Annotated in this window: 17 protein-coding genes; 6 read left to right on the top strand and 11 right to left on the bottom strand. The window is 64.2% G+C overall.

The window, feature by feature from the left end:
• Positions 1–92: 92 nt before the first annotated feature.
• Positions 93–428 (bottom strand): DUF4148 domain-containing protein, encoded by a 336-nt coding sequence (locus tag AAHK20_RS15630; RefSeq protein ID WP_449182380.1) that lies wholly within the window; start codon positions 426–428, stop codon positions 93–95.
• A gap of 38 nt (positions 429–466) precedes the next feature.
• Here AAHK20_RS15630 and AAHK20_RS15625 point away from each other — a divergent pair, with 38 nt between their 5' ends.
• The 4 genes from AAHK20_RS15625 (at position 467) to AAHK20_RS15610 (ending at position 6,821) form a co-directional block, all read left to right on the top strand.
• Complete coding sequence (locus AAHK20_RS15625) at positions 467–598, top strand: hypothetical protein (RefSeq protein WP_449182379.1); 132 nt, start codon at positions 467–469, stop codon at positions 596–598.
• Positions 599–762: 164 nt separating this feature from the next.
• Entirely contained in the window at positions 763–3,987 is a 3,225-nt protein-coding gene (locus AAHK20_RS15620) for an efflux RND transporter permease subunit (protein ID WP_449182378.1), read from the top strand.
• Positions 3,988–4,017: 30 nt separating this feature from the next.
• Positions 4,018–5,319, top strand: coding sequence for an efflux RND transporter periplasmic adaptor subunit (locus tag AAHK20_RS15615; RefSeq protein ID WP_449182377.1), 1,302 nt, complete (start codon positions 4,018–4,020; stop codon positions 5,317–5,319).
• 23 nt (positions 5,320–5,342) lie between these two features.
• Positions 5,343–6,821 carry an efflux transporter outer membrane subunit gene (locus AAHK20_RS15610; RefSeq protein WP_449182376.1) on the top strand — a complete coding sequence of 493 codons (1,479 nt, stop codon included), beginning with the start codon at positions 5,343–5,345 and terminating at the stop codon, positions 6,819–6,821.
• On the opposite strand, the gene AAHK20_RS15605 is transcribed toward AAHK20_RS15610, so the two are convergent.
• The 5 genes from AAHK20_RS15605 to AAHK20_RS15585 form a co-directional block, all read right to left on the bottom strand.
• Complete coding sequence (locus AAHK20_RS15605) at positions 6,775–6,972, bottom strand: hypothetical protein (RefSeq protein WP_449182375.1); 198 nt, start codon at positions 6,970–6,972, stop codon at positions 6,775–6,777. The genes AAHK20_RS15610 and AAHK20_RS15605 overlap by 47 nt on opposite strands.
• Positions 6,969–7,424: a hypothetical protein gene (locus AAHK20_RS15600; protein WP_449182374.1), complete on the bottom strand. Its 456-nt coding sequence runs from the start codon at positions 7,422–7,424 to the stop codon at positions 6,969–6,971. Before AAHK20_RS15600 ends, AAHK20_RS15605 begins: the two co-directional genes overlap by 4 nt.
• A gap of 65 nt (positions 7,425–7,489) precedes the next feature.
• Complete coding sequence (locus AAHK20_RS15595; RefSeq protein ID WP_449182373.1) at positions 7,490–8,932, bottom strand: heavy metal sensor histidine kinase; 1,443 nt, start codon at positions 8,930–8,932, stop codon at positions 7,490–7,492.
• Entirely contained in the window at positions 8,932–9,609 is a 678-nt protein-coding gene (locus tag AAHK20_RS15590; protein ID WP_449182372.1) for a heavy metal response regulator transcription factor, read from the bottom strand. Before AAHK20_RS15590 ends, AAHK20_RS15595 begins: the two co-directional genes overlap by 1 nt.
• 73 nt (positions 9,610–9,682) lie before the next feature.
• Positions 9,683–10,246, bottom strand: a complete 564-nt coding sequence (locus tag AAHK20_RS15585; protein ID WP_449182371.1) for a TetR/AcrR family transcriptional regulator — start codon at positions 10,244–10,246, stop codon at positions 9,683–9,685.
• A gap of 104 nt (positions 10,247–10,350) precedes the next feature.
• Here AAHK20_RS15585 and AAHK20_RS15580 point away from each other — a divergent pair, with 104 nt between their 5' ends.
• A complete protein-coding gene (locus AAHK20_RS15580; protein WP_449182370.1) occupies positions 10,351–11,025 on the top strand; it encodes a pentapeptide repeat-containing protein in 675 nt (224 codons plus the stop codon).
• A gap of 20 nt (positions 11,026–11,045) precedes the next feature.
• Here AAHK20_RS15580 and AAHK20_RS15575 read toward each other — a convergent pair whose 3' ends face one another.
• From AAHK20_RS15575 to AAHK20_RS15555, 5 genes are all read right to left on the bottom strand, one after another.
• Positions 11,046–11,534: a GNAT family N-acetyltransferase gene (locus AAHK20_RS15575; RefSeq protein WP_449182369.1), complete on the bottom strand. Its 489-nt coding sequence runs from the start codon at positions 11,532–11,534 to the stop codon at positions 11,046–11,048.
• A 77-nt stretch (positions 11,535–11,611) separates the two neighbouring features.
• Positions 11,612–13,021 (bottom strand): MFS transporter, encoded by a 1,410-nt coding sequence (locus AAHK20_RS15570; protein WP_449182368.1) that lies wholly within the window; start codon positions 13,019–13,021, stop codon positions 11,612–11,614.
• A gap of 24 nt (positions 13,022–13,045) precedes the next feature.
• Entirely contained in the window at positions 13,046–13,789 is a 744-nt protein-coding gene (locus AAHK20_RS15565; protein ID WP_449182367.1) for a type IV pili methyl-accepting chemotaxis transducer N-terminal domain-containing protein, read from the bottom strand.
• A gap of 482 nt (positions 13,790–14,271) precedes the next feature.
• On the bottom strand, positions 14,272–14,727 hold the full coding sequence (locus AAHK20_RS15560) for a hypothetical protein (RefSeq protein ID WP_449182366.1): 456 nt from the start codon (positions 14,725–14,727) through the stop codon (positions 14,272–14,274).
• Positions 14,728–14,889: 162 nt separating this feature from the next.
• Positions 14,890–15,807 carry a LysR family transcriptional regulator gene (locus AAHK20_RS15555; protein ID WP_449182365.1) on the bottom strand — a complete coding sequence of 306 codons (918 nt, stop codon included), beginning with the start codon at positions 15,805–15,807 and terminating at the stop codon, positions 14,890–14,892.
• Positions 15,808–16,106: 299 nt separating this feature from the next.
• Between AAHK20_RS15555 and AAHK20_RS15550 the strand changes: the two genes are divergently transcribed.
• The gene (locus AAHK20_RS15550) at positions 16,107–17,072 is read left to right on the top strand and encodes a hydroxymethylglutaryl-CoA lyase (protein WP_449182364.1); all 966 of its coding nucleotides are present in this window, start codon (positions 16,107–16,109) and stop codon (positions 17,070–17,072) included.
• Positions 17,073–17,075 lie beyond the last annotated feature (3 nt).

The raw sequence follows: 17,075 nt of genomic DNA, 5'->3' as shown, positions 1-17,075 counted from the left end.
CCGAGCCGCACGTCGAGCGGAAACTCGGCGTGCGGCAAGTTCCTGCTTCATCGGGCCCGATCGCGGCCCAACATTGCGCGCATATCGCGCGCTCAATGGTGCGCATACAGCGATTGCGCGTCGTTCATCGCAAGCTGCGTGATCGACGCACTCGGCGCGCCGGCTTGCGACGTACCCGCCATCGCCACACCACCCACCGACGATGCCGCCGGCGACGTCTGCTGTGCCGCGATCTTCGCCTCGGCGGCCTGAATGTCGGCCGGATAGTACAGATCGTTGCCCTGCGGACGATAACCGGCTTGCTCGACGCGGACGAGATCGGCCTTCACCTCGGCGCGCGTCACCGGCGCATTGGTCGATTGAGCGAATGCGAATGCGGGCGCGGCCAGTGCGCAGGAAATCAGGACGGCCTGGATCAGTGCTTTCATGATGTGTCTCCTTCGAGAGCGTAGAGGCCGCATTCACCATGAACGAGGCCTTGAGGCCCTCCATCGGCGTCGATGTCGATTTCGATGAAGAGTTGCCCTCATTGTGGAAATCGGCCGCTGTCCCGAAGCTGACCCGCGCATTACAAGCTCGTAATCTTTTTTCCGCCTGAAGCCCTCCCGCCGCGCGCAGCCGTCTTCTCCTCAGATAACAGACTTGTAATTTTCCGGTCAGTGGCGGGTAAATGCCCGCCAGTCAAACTTTCCGCCATGTAAAGCCCCTGCCGCACGCCTTCGCGCCAGGACGCTGCAAAAAGACTCTCTCCGAGGATTTGCCATGTGGATCGTCAGACTGGCTCTGCGCCGCCCCTATACCTTCATCGTTCTCGCCGTCCTGCTGTTCATCCTCGGGCCGATCGCGATCATGCGCACGCCGACGGACATTTTTCCGAACATCGACATTCCAGTCGTCAGCATCGTGTGGACGTACAACGGTTTCTCGGCCGAGGACATGGCCCACCGCATCACGTCGAACTACGAACGCGCGCTCACGTCCGACGTCGACGACATCGAGCACATCGAATCGCAATCGCTCAACGGCGTGTCGGTGGTCAAGATCTTTTTCCACCCCGGCGCCGACATCAACCGCGCGATCGCCGAAGCCGCGTCGAACTCGGCCTCGATCCTGCGCGTCCTGCCGCCCGGCACGCTGCCGCCGAACATCATCACGTACAACGCGTCGACGGTGCCGGTGCTGCAGTTGGGGCTCTCGAGCGATTCGCTGCCCGAGCAAACGCTCTATGACCTCGGCAACAGCTTCATCCGCACGCAGCTCGCGACCGTGCAAGGCGCCGCGGTGCCGCTGCCTTACGGCGGCAAGATCCGCCAGATCATGGTTCAGCTCGATCCGCGCGCGCTGCAGGCGAAGGGCCTCGCGCCCATCGACGTCGTCAACGCCGTCAACGCGCAAAATCTGATTCTGCCGGGCGGCACCGCGAAGATCGGCTCGAAAGAGTACAACGTCGAAATGAACGGCAGCACGCAGTCGGTCGAGGCGCTCAACAACTTGCCGATCAAGACCGTCAACGGCACTGTTGTCTATGTGCGCGACGTCGCGCACGTGATCGACGGCTACGCGCCGCAAACGAACATGGTGCGCAGCGACGGCAAGCGCGCCGCGCTGCTGACCGTCGAGAAAACTGGCAGCGCGTCGACGCTCACGATCATCCAGCAGGTCAAGGCGATGCTGCCGAAGATCGCCGCCGGCATGCCGAAAGCGCTCAAGATCACGCCGCTGTCCGATCAGTCGGTGTTCGTGAAGTCGGCGATTTCGGGCGTCGTGCGCGAGGCGCTGATCGCCGCGTGCCTGACCGCCGCGATGATCCTGCTGTTTCTCGGCAGCTGGCGCGCGACGCTGATCATCGCGGTGTCGATTCCGCTTTCGGTGCTGACCTCGCTGATCGCGCTCTCCGCGCTCGGGCAGACGATCAACATCATGACGCTCGGCGGCCTCGCGCTCGCGGTCGGGATATTGGTCGACGACGCGACCGTCGCGATCGAGAACATCACCCATCACCTGGAGAACGGCGCACCGCTGCACGACGCGATCCTCAACGGCTCGGGTGAGATCGCGGTGCCGACCTTCGTCTCGACGCTCGCGATCTGCATCGTGTTCGTGCCGATGTTCCTGCTCTCGGGCGTCGCGCGCTATCTGTTCGTGCCGATGGCTGAGGCCGTGGTGTTCGCGATGTGCGCGTCGTACTTCTTCTCGCGCACGCTGATTCCGACGCTCGCCATGTATCTGATGCGCGCGCCGTCGAAGCACGGAAAGGCGGCAAGCGGACGCTTCGGCGCGCTCGTGCGGTTCCAGGCGTCGTTCGAGCGCCGTTTCGAAGCGCTGAGGAATGGCTATCGCGCCGCGCTGCAACGCGCGATCAACAGCCGCCGCCGTTTCCTGCCGATCTACCTCGCGCTGTGCCTCGGCTCGCTTGCGCTGATTCCGTTCGCCGGCCGCGACTTCTTCCCGGCGGTCGACACCGGCGAAATCCGCCTGCATCTGCGCGCGCCGACCGGCACACGCATCGAACAAACCGCGCGCATCACCGACGAAGTCGAAGCGAAGATCCGCACGGTGATCCCGAAGTCCGAGCAGGCCGCCGTGCTCGACAACATCGGCCTGCCGGTGAGCGGCATCAACCTCACCTACGACTCGTCGGACCCGATCGGCCCCGCGGACGCCGACATCCTGATCACGCTGAAGCCCGATCACCGCCCCACCGCCGAATACGTCGCCAAGCTGCGCAACGTGCTCACGGCGTCGTTCCCGGGCGTGACGTTCGCGTTCCTGCCCGCCGACATCGTCAGCCAGATCCTGAACTTCGGTCTGCCCGCGCCGATCGACATCCAGATCGTCGGCAACAAGCTCGCCGAGAATCGCGTGGTCGCCAACCACCTGCTCACGCAATTGCGCGGTGTGCGCGGTCTCGTCGATGCGCGCATTCAGCAGCCGGGCGACTATCCGACCATCAACGTCGACGTCGACCGCACCAAGGCGATGCAAGCCGGCCTCACGCAGCACGACGTCGCGCAGAACCTCTTGATCGCGCTCTCCGGCAGCTCGCAGACGACGCCGAACTTCTGGCTCGATCCGAAGAACGGCGTGAGCTATCCGCTGATGGCCCAGGTGCCGCAATACGACATTCATTCGCTGCAGACGCTCGCGAACATTCCGGTGACGACGAACCCGCCTTCGAGCGGTTCGCAAACCGTTCCGCAGAATCAGCTCGGCACGCTTGGCACGATGTCGCGCAGCATGCAGCAGGCCGTCGTCTCGCACTACAACGTGCAGCCCGTGCTCGATATCTTCGCGTCGGCGCAGGGGCGCGATCTTGGCGGCGTGGCGTCGGACGTGACGCGCCTCGTCGACCAGGCGCGCGCACAACTGCCGCCGGGCTCGTCGATCGTGATCCGCGGCCAGGTGCAATCGATGAATCAATCGTTCGAAGGGCTCGGCGCCGGGCTCGTGTTCGCGATCGCGCTCGTCTACCTGCTGATGGTCGTGAACTTCCAGTCGTGGATCGATCCGCTCATCATCATCTGCGGCCTGCCCGGCTCGCTCGCGGGTATCGCGTGGATGCTGTTTTCGACACACACCACGCTCTCCGTGCCCGCGCTCACGGGAACGATCCTGTGTATCGGCATCGCGACGGCCAACAGCATTCTCGTCATCAACACGGCGCGCGAGATGTTGAGCAGCGGCGTCGAGCCGCTCACGGCCGCGCTCGAAGCGGGGTTCAGCCGTTTCCGTCCGGTACTGATGACCGCGCTCGCCATGCTGATCGGCATGCTGCCGATGGCGCTCGGCCTCGGCGACGGCGGCCAGCAGAACGCGCCGCTCGGCCGCGCGGTGATCGGCGGGCTCGCGCTCGGCACCGTCTCCACGCTGCTGTTCGTGCCGGTGGTGTTCGGCCTCGTGCACACGTGGCTCGCCAAGCGTCGCGAACACCGCGAATCCCTCGCACGCAAGGCCGCCGCCGAGGCCGCCAGCGAACACGCTCAATAACTCGAAAGCCTGGAAGGAATAGGAATCGCCATGACTACGCCCAATCTGCCGTCGAATGACCGCGACACGCACGCGTCGACTGAACTGGTGCCCGTCGTTCGCGCGGGCGCCGATGCGTCGACACCCTCCACCCCATCGCGCCGCCGCCTGATGCTGCCCATTGCGCTCGTCTGCGTGGCCGCCGCCTTGCTCACGATCGGGATCGTGCCGCGCCTATCGGCGAGCACGGCGCTCACTGAGCAAGTCGATGCGCAGCTCGAGCCCATGGTTCAAGTCGTCGCGCCTCGCCGCGCGCCCGCCTCGCAGGAACTGCTGCTGCCGGGCGCGGTGACGCCTTACGCCGACGCCTCCATCTACGCGCGCACGAGCGGCTATATCCAGCACTGGTATACGGATATCGGCGCGAAAGTGAAGACCGGCCAGACCCTCGCCGACATCGATACACCCGAGCTCGACGCGCAGCTCAAGCAGGCGCGCGCGGACGAAGCCGCCGCGCAAGCGAACTACGACTACGCGGCGAGCACGTCAAAACGCTGGCAGACGATGCTGCAAACGCAGTCCATCTCGCAGCAGGACGCCGAGACGAAAACCAGCGACATGCAGGCGAAGCAAGCCGCGCTCGAAGCGTCGCAGGCGAACGTCGCGCGCTTGACCGAGCTGGTGTCGTACGAGAAGGTGACCGCGCCGTTCGACGGCGTCATCACGACGCGCAACGTCGATGTCGGTTCGCTCGTCACCGCGGGCGGCTCGCCGGGCCTCGCGGGCAATCCGGGCGAACTCTTTCATATCGAGCAGACCGACAAGCTGCGGATCTTCGTGAACGTGCCGCAGGACGACGCGGCTTATGTCACATCGGGCACCCAGGTCTATCTGACGACCCAGCAATATCCCGGCCGCCAATTCCCGGCTACGGTCGCGCGCAGCGCCGATGCGATCGATCCCGTGAGCCGGACGCTGCGCGTCGAGATCGACGTCGACAACCGCGACGGCGCGCTGCTGCCCGGCGCCTACGCGCAGGCGCATCTCGCGCTGCAAACGACGCATCCCGCGCTCGATCTGCCCGTCAGCGCGCTGCTGTTTCGGCCGGACGGCGTGACCGTGGCGGTCGTCGGCAGCGACAACAAAGTGCAGTTGAAGCAAGTCACGATCGGTCGTGATTTCGGCACTTACGTCGAAGTCGCGACGGGTGTAACCGAAGGCGATCGCGTCATCGACAATCCGGGCGACGCGATCGTCGCTGGTGAGGCGGTGCGCATTGCATCGACGACGGCGGCGGCCGCGCCTGGGGCCGGGTCTGCGTCCGGGTCTGCGTCTGCAGGCAAGCAAGGCTGAGCGCCGTGCCAAGGAGAACCTCGATGCCCATCCTATCCGCACACCTCGCCCGCACGACGGCTGTCATCGGTCTCGTCTGCGCCTTGACTGCATGCTCGACGCTGCCGCCCTACACGAAGCCCGAGGTCGCCGTGCCCGACCACTACGCGAACGCGCCGCAGGCGTCGGGGGGCTGGTCGGTCGCGACGCCTGCCGACGACCACTCGCGCGGCCCATGGTGGACGCTGTTCGACGATCCGGAACTGAACCGCCTCGAAGCGCAAATCGACGTCTCGAACCAATCGGTCAAGAAAGCCGTCGCGCAACTGCAGGCCGCGCGCGCGATGGTCGACTATCAGCACGCCGGCTACTCGCCGACCGTCACGGCCGGCATCGCCCAATCACGCACGCGCCTTTCGCAGAACGTACTCGGGCATTCGCTCGCGGGGCAAACCGTGCCCGACTACGACGTGGGCGTCGGCGCAAGCTGGGAGCCGGATCTGTTCGGGCGCGTCAAGGATGCGGTGGTCAACGCGCGCGACAACGCGCAAGCGAGCGAAGCGGACCTGCAATCCGTGCGGCTGTCGATGGCAAGCGATCTCGCGACCGACTACTTCGACCTGCGCTCGCTCGACATCCAGAAAAAGCTGCTCGACGACACCGTCGCCGCCTATGCGGCGTCGCTCAAGATCGTGCAGCAGCAATTCGCGGCGGGCGGAATCGACGAGTCGGCGGTCGCCGAAGCGCAGACGCAGCTCGAAAGCACGCGCACGCAGGACACCGATCTCGACGTCCAGCGCGCGCAGCTGCAGCACGCGATCGCGACGCTGATCGGCGTGCCGGCGTCGTCGTTCACGCTACCGCCCGACACGACCACGTCCGCCACTTTGCCGCAAATTCCCGCCGGCATGCCTTCGCAATTGCTCGAACGGCGGCCGGACATCGCCGCCGCCGAACGGCGCGTCGCAGCGGCCAACGCGCAGATCGGCGAGGCGCACGCGGCGTTTTATCCGGATCTGACGCTGTCGGCGTCGGCCGGGCTCGAAAGCACGTTCTTCGCACCTTGGCTCACCGCGCCAAGCCTGTTCTGGTCGATCGGCTCGCAGCTCGCGGGCACGCTGTTCGACGGCGGCCGCCGCGATGCGACGCTCAAGGGTGCGACCGCGCAATACGACGGGACGGTCGCTGACTATCGTCAGACGGTGCTTGTTGCGTTTCAGCAGGTCGAGGACAACTTATCGGCGCTGCAAACGCTCGCGAGCGAAGCGGATACGCAGCAGCGTGCGACCGCTGCTGCTGAGCAGGCGCTTCAGCTCACGATGAATCGCTATAAGGCGGGCGCCGTCAGCTATCTCGACGTCGTGACGTCGCAGACGATCGCGCTCGCCAACGAGCGGACTTCCGATCAGATCGAGGCGCGGCGAATGGATGCGAGTGTGGCGTTGTTGAGGGCGCTGGGTGGGGGGTGGCAAGGACTCACCAGCCACGCGGCTTCTCGCCAAGCTCCCGCAAACGCCTCTTGAGCCGGTGGTTCTCGACGAACAACAACACGATGACGAGTGCGAGACCCACCGAGAAATACCACTGCCCTGCATAGTGGAGCGCAGCCCACGCCAATCCGGCTGCAACAATTGCGGTCGCGATGAGTGCGGCTTTGTCAGCGAGCCATTTCATGCTTGAGCCCCAACGCGTGCGCGTTCCGCATAAACGCGCCGATACGGGCTCGGTTGCAGGATCTCGGGATGGTGCAACAGGACAAGCTCCACTTCGCGCGGCAGCGCAAAGCCGTGCCGTAAAGCCCAGGAATGTGCAGCCTGCGAAGCTTGGAATCCGTTGGTGCAAACCATCGCTTCATCTGCCGCAACCATAAGGCTGCCAACGACAGCGCCAACGTAAAACGCCGCCCCAAGCCCCGCGACTACAGCGAGCGCTTCAAGCCCGGTGGTGGCACCAATCAACTCGGCGACCGTGGCATTCGGTCCGAGGGTTTTAAGCGGCGCGAGTAGCATCGTGAGCGTACCGATGGCCGCTTGCTGTGTGCCGAAGAGGCTATGGGGAACCTCCAGACCCAGAGCCTCCATATTCCTTCTAAATGCTGCGCTGAAACTCGGACACGTCGCCATCATTCAACCCTCCTTAATAAAGAGGGCTGCTTTATAGCACGATATCGATACAACACGAGACAGGAGAGTCAATAAGACGCAGACCGGCCCGGCGTTTTCTCGGGAGGAAACGTCAAAACGAACCGCGTGCTTTCCGCGTCGCTCTCAGCATGAGCGCGGCCGCCGTGCAGATCCATGATGGTGCGCACAATTGCGAGCCCGAGGCCAGTGGAACCCGCCGAATTCGCTTCTCGCTTGCGCGACGGGTCGACGCGATAGAAACGGTCAAAGATCCGCTCCAGCAACTCAGGCGGGATCGGCGCGCCTTGATTGGCGACCGTCACGCGCACCGCGTTCGGCGCTTCCTCGGCCACAAGCGTAATGCCGCCGCCACGCGGCGTATAACGCAGCGCATTCGCCAGCAAGTTGCTGACCGCGCGCCGGAACAGCTCAGCATCGGCGCGCAATCGCGCGTTGCCGGTCACGCGCAGATGCACGCCTGCATCATCGGCCAGACCTTCGAAATAGTCGGCGATATGCGCAAGCTCCTTCGCGACATCGAGATCGCCGAGCCGCGCGACAAACTGCGGATGCTCGGCGCGCGCGAGAAACAGCACGCTCTCGATCATGCGCGAGATGCGGTCGCACTCTTCTAGATTCGACGCAAGCGCCGCCTGATATTCATCAACGGAACGCGGCCGCGCGAGGACGACTTCCGTCGCGCCGCGCAAGTTGCCAAGCGGCGTGCGCATATCGTGAGCAAGATCCGCCGTGTATTGTGAGAGCCGCTGAAAACCGTCATGCAAGCGGTCGAGCATCCGGTTCAGCGAGGCGACCAGCGCCTCGAGCTCGCTCGGCACGTTCTCCGCCTCGATACGCGTGCTGAGCCGATCGACGGTCACAGTCCCCGCTTTTCTCGCGATCTCGCGCAGCGGCCGCAGCGATTCGCGCACGAGCAGCCAGCTCATCAGGAACGCGAGCAGCGCGCCGGCGAATCCCACCCAGTAGAGGCGGTCGCGATAGTAGTCGAGCAGGAGCCAGCGATCGGTCATATTGCGCGCAATGATCAGCGTGACCGGCGTGCCGTCGCGCAGCACGGCATCGGTGGCAAGGCCGCGCACCGGCACGCCCTGGGACGTGTGCCACTCCGTAATGTCGCCTTGCGTGATCCGCTGCGTGGCGCCGACGCGCCGCGACAGCGCGGGCGAAGGCGTCGAAGGATCGGCGATGCTCTCGGTGTTGTGATCGACGAGCACGCGCCGGTCGGCGTCGCGTATCTGCATCGAGAGCGCCGTGTTGCCGAGCACCTGGCTCGTCAGACGATCGGCGTGATTGCGCAAATCGTCGAGCGTGCCGAGCTCTTCTGCGAGGCGCCGCGTGTGGCGCGAGATCAGCACGATGTCGAGATCGTCCTGCTGCTTGACCTGACGGTCGAGCGCGAAGTACAGCACGCTGCCCACGAGCGCGAACACTGCCAGCGTCGTGCCGGCAAAAGCCAGCGCGAGCGTGGCGGTCAGCGAGCGCGACGCCATCAATCGGCCTCTTTGGCTTCGATCACGTAGCCGACGCCTCGCACGGTCTGGATCAGCTTCACCGGAAAATCGTCGTCGATCTTCGCGCGCAATCGGCGGATCGCCACTTCGACCACGTTGGTGTCGCTGTCGAAATTCATGTCCCAGACGTAGGACGCGATTTGCGTGCGGCTCAGCACCTCGCCCTGACGCCGCGCGAGCAATTGCAGCAACGCGAATTCGCGCGGCGTGAGATCGATGCGCGTCGTGCCGCGCCGCACGCGGCGCCGGTTGACGTCGATTTCCAGATCCCCGACTTTGAGCAGCTCGCTTTCTCTCGGCGGGCCGCGACGCGCGAGCGTTCGCACGCGCGCGAGCAGTTCAACGAAGGCAAACGGCTTGACGAGGTAATCGTCGGCGCCGAGTTCGAGGCCGTGCACGCGGTCGGCGACATCGTCGCGGGCGGTCAGGAACAGCACGGGAGTCGTGTGCGTGGCGCGCAAGGTCTTGAGCACCGTCCAGCCGTCCATCGTGGGCAGCATGACATCGAGGACGATGACGTCGTAGCTCTCCTCTTGCGCGAGGATCAGCCCTTCGGCGCCGTCGTTCGCCACGTCGACGTGATAGCCCGATTCTTCCAGACCTTTCTTGAGGTAGGCCCCTGTCTTCGGCTCGTCTTCGATGACCAGAATTTGCATCGGATGCTCCGCCAGCAGTTGGATCGATAGCTCGATTCTAAGCGCAACGAGGCGCGCTCGCGGCCCTGCGTAACTATTCGCAAAGATCCAATAGCGCGTTCAAGAGCGCCTTCTTGCGGGTCTTGCCGATCGCGTAGGTATCGAACATCTGCGAATACCAGAACCCGTCCGATGCGAGCCGGCAAAGCAGCAGACGGTTTGCGGCGTCCTTGCCCGGCCCGTCCGCCTTGATCGCGGCTTGGACGAATGTGCTCCAGCGCTCGCGGCACGGCGGCCAAGTCAGCGCGAGCGACGCGATCGCACGTTGCATGCGAACCTGCTCCGGATCGTTGCCGCTGTCGAAGCCGAGCCGCACGTAAGCACGCGCGTGCTTTCCCGGCGTATCGGGCTCGGCAAGCAGCGCCAGTTCGTAGCGCGCTTGGAAGTCGTCGAGAACCTGGTCGCAGAGCGCGTCGAGCAACGCTTGCTTGCTGCGAAAGTGATGCTGCAGCCCGCCTTTGGTGACGCCGGCCTGCCTGGAGACCGCGTCGAGCGTGACGGCATGCGGGCCTTCGTCGACGAGGATTTGCAGCGTGACGGCGAGCAGTTCTTTACGCACCAGTTCGGGCTGCTTTTGTCGGCGGTGAGCGTTCGTCATGGATCAAACCATCCGGATGGAATGTTTCGGATTATAATTTCGCCTCTCCCGGACCGCAAACGCGAGGCCTCATGTTTTTGTTTTCTCGCTCACGAACCGACCCTATGCCTATCACCGATCAAACATTGAACCGCGCCGACCTCGTTGCATTGCTCGAGGAGAACCCCGCTCCGATCGAGTTCGAGCGCTGCGTTTTCGACGGCGAGGATTTGTCCGACCTGACCTTGCGCGATTGCACGTTCTTGCGGTGCTCGGCGGCGGAAACGTCCTTTCGGCGCGCCAAGCTCGACAACACCCGCTGGTTGGGCTGCAAAGCCCGCAGCGTCGACTTCGGCGCCGCGCATCTCACCGACGCACGGTTTAAAGATTCCGATTTCAACAACTCGTCGTGGGCGCGATCGAAGCTGGCGTCATCGATGTTCGACGGGGTGAAGCTCACCGGGGCGGTGTTTACCGAGGTGTCGGCGTTGGGGATCGAGTTCTCCGATACGCTCTTGGTCGGCGCCGACATGCGGGGCTTTTCGTTCAGGAAGCAGCGGCTCGTGAAGCTCGATTTTTCCGGCGCGGATCTGAGCGGTTGCGATTTCCGCGAGGCGATTTTCGAAGGCGGGAGCCTGCGCGAAGCGCACTTGGCAAACGCGAGATTCGATGGCGCCGATCTGCGCGAAGTGGAACTCGGCACGCTCAAAATCCGGACCGCGCCGATTTTCAAGGGCGCGACGATTTCCTACGCGCAGGCGGCGCTGCTTGCGAACGACTTGGGGATCTTGGTGGCCTGATCGTGCGTGACGCGAGCCATCTACGTTCTGCTTGACTGCCACTCCGCCAGATCCAACTCCAAGTACTGGGTTCCGGAGATGGGATTGAAGGCATAGCTCGGTATAGGTCTGAATCCCATATCCGCGTATAGCCCTTGCGCTTCTGCCATCGTCGGCAACGTGTCCAGCCGGATACTTCGATATCCCGCTTCGTTGGCAATCCGGCAGATCGATTCCGCCAGACGTCGTCCGAGCCCGAGCCCTCTCCCCTGCTGACGTACATACAGGCGCTTCATCTCGCACACCGCCGAATCGATGGGACGCATGGCCACGCACCCGATTTCACGTCCTTGGTCGCACGCCAGCAGCACTCGGCCCGCTGGCGCGGAATATTTTCCCGGCAGGGTCGCGAGCTCTTCGTCGAAGTTCTGAAAGCAGAGATCGACGCCCAATCTCTCCGCGTATTCGCGGAAGATGGCGCGCACTGCCTCGGCTTGTTCTGGAAAGGCCGCTTCTCGAATCGTGACCATTCGTGCTTCTCGACGATAAAGAAGCGAGTGTAGCGCTCGGCGGGCGAGGTCGTCCCATGGCTCGCCCGCATTGCACATTACGCTTCGCTATCCACCCGCAACGCGCCTACGGGTATTGCATTCGGCGCTTCCACGACCGTGAGACTTTCTTTAGGCAGCGCCCATTCGAGCCAGCGTGTGCGATGCAAAACAACCAGTGCGAACGCCACCGCCGACAATCCGCCGAACGTCGCAAACCCCATTTGGTAGCTGCCCGTGCTTTCCTTCGCGATGCCCATGATCACCGGCAGATAGAACCCGCCGATGCCGCCCGCCGCCCCGACGATGCCCGACATCAAGCCCGTCTTGCCGGCCCAGCGCTGCGGCACGAGCTGGAACGTCGCGCCATTGCCGAGACCGAACAGCAGATACGTGACGACGAGCAACGCGATCCCGGCCGGCAGCGGCGGCATCCAGGCGGCGAACGCGAAATCGCACACGGAGATGCCGGCCAGCAGCAGCACGAGCGCACGCACGCCGGAGATGCGGTCGGCGATCAAGCCGCCGATCGGCCGCACCAACGCTCCGATGAACGCAAGCAGCGACATGAACAGCCCTGCTTCGAGCTTCGGCAACTGATAGAGCGAAATCAACAGCGTCGTCACATACGACGACATCCCGGCAAAACCGCCAAACGTGATGCTGTACACCAGCATCACGACCCACGTATCCCCTTCGACGAGCACGCTGCGATAGTGCCGCGGCAACACGGCGATCGCGAGCAGCGCGCCTAGCACCGGCAGCAGCAGCACGCCCGTCTTGCCTGCGCCGAACACGCCGGCATGCACGGCGAGCACCAGCGCGACGAGCCCCGCCAGCGTCACGCCGAAACTGCCGAGCGCACGCGGCGCGCTGCCCGCTTTGACGCCGAGATCCTTGGCCCAGAAGAACAACGCCGTCGCCGCGAGGGCGAGCAGCGGCAGCGCCGCGCCCGCCGCTTTCGCCCAGCCGAAATGATCGGCGAGCCCCGGAAACATGAAGCCGTCGAGCACCGCGCCGATGTTCCCCGCTGCCGCGAGCCCGAGCACGAGCCCCTGAACCTTGGGCGGATAGTTGCTGCCGGCCATCGGCAGCGCGACCGCGAAGCTCGCGCCGCCGACACCGAGGAACACGCCAAGCACGAGCAGCAGCGTGTACGACGGCGCAGCCGGCATCAACAGCAGCACGACCGAAGGCACCGCAGAGAGCAACACCCCGAACAGCGCCACGCGCCGGCCGTCGTAAGCCTGATACAGATTGCCGAGCGTCACGCGCAGAATGGCCGCGCCGAGCACCGGAACGGCGACGAGAAAGCCCTGCTCGGCCGGCGTCATCGCAATGTCCTTGTGGATGAACGGCGCGAGCGGCCCGAACATCACCCACACGGTGAAACCGGTATCGAAGTATAGAAAGCATGCAAGCAACGCACGCCAGTTACCGCTCTTGAGCGAATTCAACAGGTTTGTCATCGGTCTCTCACACAGTGGCGAAGGCTATTGAAACGCGCGGCCGGCATTGGCATGCCGGCTCTGCGGAATGGTGCTGCGTTGAGTGGGCGCGCCGGGGGCTTGCCTGGTTTCGCGTGAATCGCGGGTATCGACCACGCTATGGATCAGCTGATCCATCTCCTTGATGATGTCGGCGAGCACCGTCGTGATCACGGCGAACTCGCGTCCGAAGTGACCCGCGCGTGCCGCCGCGATGCGTGCGTTGAGCGCGACGATGTTGGCCTGCATCGAGATGCTGCCCAACTGCTCGGCGATCTCGGCCTGGCGCTTCTTCGCCGCCGTTTCGATGCCGTGCATCTCGTTCTGGTACGCGAGCGTGATTTGCTGCAGCAGTTCGAGCAGCGGCGTGGCCTGCATCACGAGCGCATCGATCTGTTCATCGCTCGCGGCAACGCCGGATTCGAGGCTCGCGATCGCATTGGCGGTGCGCGCGATGAACTGACGGATAGCGTCGTCGGCGCATACGGTGCCGAAGTAAAGCTGTTTCAGCGCGTCGGAAAACACGCCCGGCAAGCGCGCATTGCCGCTCACGAGATCGGTGTGCGTGGCCGAAAACGTCGCGAGGCAGGTTTTGACGACATCGAGCGCCGCGCTGTCCCCGCGCGATGCGAGCAGCACGTGCAGCACGATGCGCTGCGAAAGCATCCGCTGCCGTCCGGAGAGATTGATGAGTTCGCCGATCACTTCTCCGGAAACCGATTCGTTACTGATAGGGGTCCGTCCTTTCATGGCGTGATGTGCTTAGCGGATGACTCAGGACCGTCGAGCGGAGCGCGCGGCACTCCGTCGACAGCGCAAAAAAAAACGTCCCGAAGCGACGCCGCGCGGATCGGTTGCGCGATCAGCGTGAAAGTCGCTTCGGGACGCCGTTGCCCCGTAGCCGCTCGCGAGAGCGGTGGATGAATGTGTGAATGCATTAAGGCCGCCGTTGGCCTTGCGGCGACTTAACGCAATAGCCGTGCCATCGCGTGCGTGCTTAGGCTGGGCAAGCTACAGCGGCAGGAATGGGGGAAACGGCCGGGACAAAGGAAGGGCTGGCGGTGCGGATAGAGTGCAGTGGGTGCACTTCGATGACGCAGCGCACCATGATCGCGCGCATTGAGCGTTGCACTCAGCGGCGATCATGGCGCTAACCGGAAGAACAAGATCCTGCCCCCACTGACGAACTGACGCGGAGGCAGGACAAAGGGAGCACGAGCCGCTGTGCCGGCTCAGCTCCCGGAACTCACCTTGCCGGTGATGGTGTCGACGAAGATGTATTGCCCCGAGCCGCTGAGCCCGAAGATGAACAGCGGATTCTGACGCACCGGCCCGAGCGGATTGCGCAGCGTGACGGTGTTATACGGGCCCTTGAAACCGGCCGCTTCTTTGAGTTGATTGGCTTTGTCGAGGTCCATCTCGACCGGCCACGGAATCACGACGTCTTCGAGCCACGGCTCCGGATACAGCACCGGCGGCCCGAATTCGCCATAGCCGGTCTCTTTGATGATGACCGTCGTGTTGTGCACGTTCTGAAAGACGACGCGCATCTGATTGATCTCGGCGGGATGCGTGGTCGGTCCTCCTAGCGCCACGCCGTCCGCCTCGTAGAGCTTCGCTTGCGGAAACTTCTCCGTGACGATGCGCACCGCGATGTTGACCCGTCCGTTGAAACTGAGAATAGCCATTCCTGGTCTCCTATCAGTGGTCATGGGGTTCCGCTCGGAACCCCAATCCATGCTAGTCACGCGATGCCCGGTCAACTAGCTCGCAAAGTTGACGGGTGCCGACCCAGGCGGGTTGAATGGCGCGCTGAACGCGCCGTGAGATATCACGTCACGCGTAGGCGTTTACTCGATATTTGCGGCATCTTTCGCGCGTTCGGCGAGGTGATCGACCATGCGCTGCGCCGCCGGCTGCAGCGCATCGAAGTCTCGGAAGCAGACGATGAAGCGCCGTTCCGCCCACCGGTCCGTGAGCGGAATCACTTTGATGTTGAGCAGGCGCTTGTACGTGTCGCCGACTTCCGCAGGCACCACGCTGATGCCCAGGTTCGCGGCGACCACGCGAAACGCGGCGTCGAAGTTCGACACGATCGCGCGATAGCTCACCGTGCGCCCATTGCGCGAGGCCGCGTGCTGCAACATCGTGTGGACCGCGGTGGCAGGCGGCAGCCCGACGTGCTCGTGATCGAGCGTCTGTTCGAAGCTGAGCGACTTGCGGAGCGCGAGCGGATGTTCCGGATGGACCGCAAGCGCCAAGCGGTCCTGGCGGTACGGACGCGACTGCAGCCCTTCGATATCGACGTTGTCCCAGCACACGCCGATCGACGCCGCCCCTTCGCGCAAGCGGCGCACGAGATCGAGCGACAAGCGTTCTTCAACGTTCACGCGGATGTTCTCGTGCGCGGGCATCCGCATGAACGACGCGATGTCGTCCAACAGCGCTTCCGCGATCGCCGATGCCGACGCGCACACGTTCACGCTGCCCCTGAGCCCGCTGCCGAACGCGGCCACGTCGCTTGCGATGCGATCCATCGTGAACAGCACACTCTTCGCGTGCTCGACGAGCGCAACACCGGCCGGCGTCGGCTGCACGCCGCGGCGCGTGCGAACGAGCAGCGGCACGCCGAGGTCGTGCTCCAACTGCGCGATACGCTTGCTGATCGCCGACGGCTCGATGTGCTCCTCCTCGGCGGCGCGCGCCATGTTCCGGTGCTCGCAGACCGACACCAGCAGCCGCAATGTTTTCAGATCGATGTCGCGCATCGATGCCTCCTGTCGACCAGAGTTGGCGCTTTAGCTGTCGACCTAAGTTGGCGCTTCAGCGCTTACTTAGGTCCCATGCAAAGCTCTTACTCTGGTCCCATGCCGGAGTTGCTCCAAGTTAGTGCTTCAGCACTTACTCCGGCCCCATGCAAAGCTCTTACTTGGGGCCTTCGGCGCTCGTGGGTTTCCGATTCGGAATGTTGACTGTTCCGAAATACCTCTTTATGCATCTAGTGGAATGTCTAAAGTTAGCACAGCGCCAGCGGACAAACGACTGGCAGATAACCGCGAGACGACCCATGCCCCCCTTCCCCCCTAGCGTCGTGATCCGCGAAGTCGGCTTGCGCGACGGCCTGCAAAGCATCGAGACCATTCTCCCGACCCCGCAGAAAATCGAATGGATCGCCGACGCCTACGCCGCCGGTCAGCGCGAAATCGAGGTCGGCTCGTTCGTGCCTGCCCGGCTCTTGCCACAGTTGGCCGATACGGCGGAACTCGTCGCCTACGCGAAAACCCTGCCCGGCCTCGTCGTTTCGGTACTCGTGCCGAATCTGAAGGGCGCCGAACGCGCGATCGAATCGCAGGCGGATGTCCTGCTCGTGCCGCTGTCGGCTAGCCACGCCCATAGCCTCGCGAATCTGCGCAAGACGCCCGACGAAGTCGTCGCGGAAGTGGCCCGCATCCGCGCCGCGCGCGATGCCGCCGGCTCCAAGACCTTGATCGAAGGCGGTATCGGCACGGCGTTCGGGTGCACGATCCAAGGCGTAGTGGAGCCAAGCGAGGTGCTGCGCTGCATGCAGGCCCTGCTCGACGCAGGCGCCGATCGCGTGAGCCTCGCCGATACGGTCGGCTACGCGAATCCCGCCGCCGTGCGCGACCTGTTCGAGAAGGCACGCGGCATCGCGGGCGACACGCTCTGGTGCGGCCACTTCCACGACACGCGCGGCCTCGCGCTCGCCAATGTCTACGCCGCGCTGGAAACCGGCATCGCGCGCTTCGATGCGACGCTCGCTGGCATCGGCGGCTGTCCGCATGCGCCGGGGGCGAGCGGCAATGCGTCGAGCGAAGACCTCGCCTTCATGCTGGCCGACATGGGCATCGAGACCGGCATCGATATCGAGCGGCTGCTCGTACTGCGCGCCAAGGTCGCGCAATGGCTCGAGAACGAGACGCTGCACGGCACCTTGTGGCTCGCCGGTTTGCCCAAGACTTTCCCGGCCCAATCTGCCCAATCGGCTCAATCCGTCCAAGCGCCCACTGTCTGAGGT

This window comes from Trinickia camelliae (assembly GCF_053525655.1).
This window is presented reverse-complemented; position numbering and strand designations above follow the sequence as displayed.

Coding starts and splice junctions, on each gene's coding strand:
- AAHK20_RS15630 (WP_449182380.1), bottom strand. CDS start 428: ATGAAAGCACTGATCCAGGCCGTCCTGATTTCCTGCGCACTGGCCGCG.
- AAHK20_RS15625 (WP_449182379.1), top strand. CDS start 467: ATGAACGAGGCCTTGAGGCCCTCCATCGGCGTCGATGTCGATTTCGAT.
- AAHK20_RS15620 (WP_449182378.1), top strand. CDS start 763: ATGTGGATCGTCAGACTGGCTCTGCGCCGCCCCTATACCTTCATCGTT.
- AAHK20_RS15615 (WP_449182377.1), top strand. CDS start 4,018: ATGACTACGCCCAATCTGCCGTCGAATGACCGCGACACGCACGCGTCG.
- AAHK20_RS15610 (WP_449182376.1), top strand. CDS start 5,343: ATGCCCATCCTATCCGCACACCTCGCCCGCACGACGGCTGTCATCGGT.
- AAHK20_RS15605 (WP_449182375.1), bottom strand. CDS start 6,972: ATGAAATGGCTCGCTGACAAAGCCGCACTCATCGCGACCGCAATTGTT.
- AAHK20_RS15600 (WP_449182374.1), bottom strand. CDS start 7,424: ATGATGGCGACGTGTCCGAGTTTCAGCGCAGCATTTAGAAGGAATATG.
- AAHK20_RS15595 (WP_449182373.1), bottom strand. CDS start 8,932: ATGGCGTCGCGCTCGCTGACCGCCACGCTCGCGCTGGCTTTTGCCGGC.
- AAHK20_RS15590 (WP_449182372.1), bottom strand. CDS start 9,609: ATGCAAATTCTGGTCATCGAAGACGAGCCGAAGACAGGGGCCTACCTC.
- AAHK20_RS15585 (WP_449182371.1), bottom strand. CDS start 10,246: ATGACGAACGCTCACCGCCGACAAAAGCAGCCCGAACTGGTGCGTAAA.
- AAHK20_RS15580 (WP_449182370.1), top strand. CDS start 10,351: ATGCCTATCACCGATCAAACATTGAACCGCGCCGACCTCGTTGCATTG.
- AAHK20_RS15575 (WP_449182369.1), bottom strand. CDS start 11,534: ATGGTCACGATTCGAGAAGCGGCCTTTCCAGAACAAGCCGAGGCAGTG.
- AAHK20_RS15570 (WP_449182368.1), bottom strand. CDS start 13,021: ATGACAAACCTGTTGAATTCGCTCAAGAGCGGTAACTGGCGTGCGTTG.
- AAHK20_RS15565 (WP_449182367.1), bottom strand. CDS start 13,789: ATGAAAGGACGGACCCCTATCAGTAACGAATCGGTTTCCGGAGAAGTG.
- AAHK20_RS15560 (WP_449182366.1), bottom strand. CDS start 14,727: ATGGCTATTCTCAGTTTCAACGGACGGGTCAACATCGCGGTGCGCATC.
- AAHK20_RS15555 (WP_449182365.1), bottom strand. CDS start 15,807: ATGCGCGACATCGATCTGAAAACATTGCGGCTGCTGGTGTCGGTCTGC.
- AAHK20_RS15550 (WP_449182364.1), top strand. CDS start 16,107: ATGCCCCCCTTCCCCCCTAGCGTCGTGATCCGCGAAGTCGGCTTGCGC.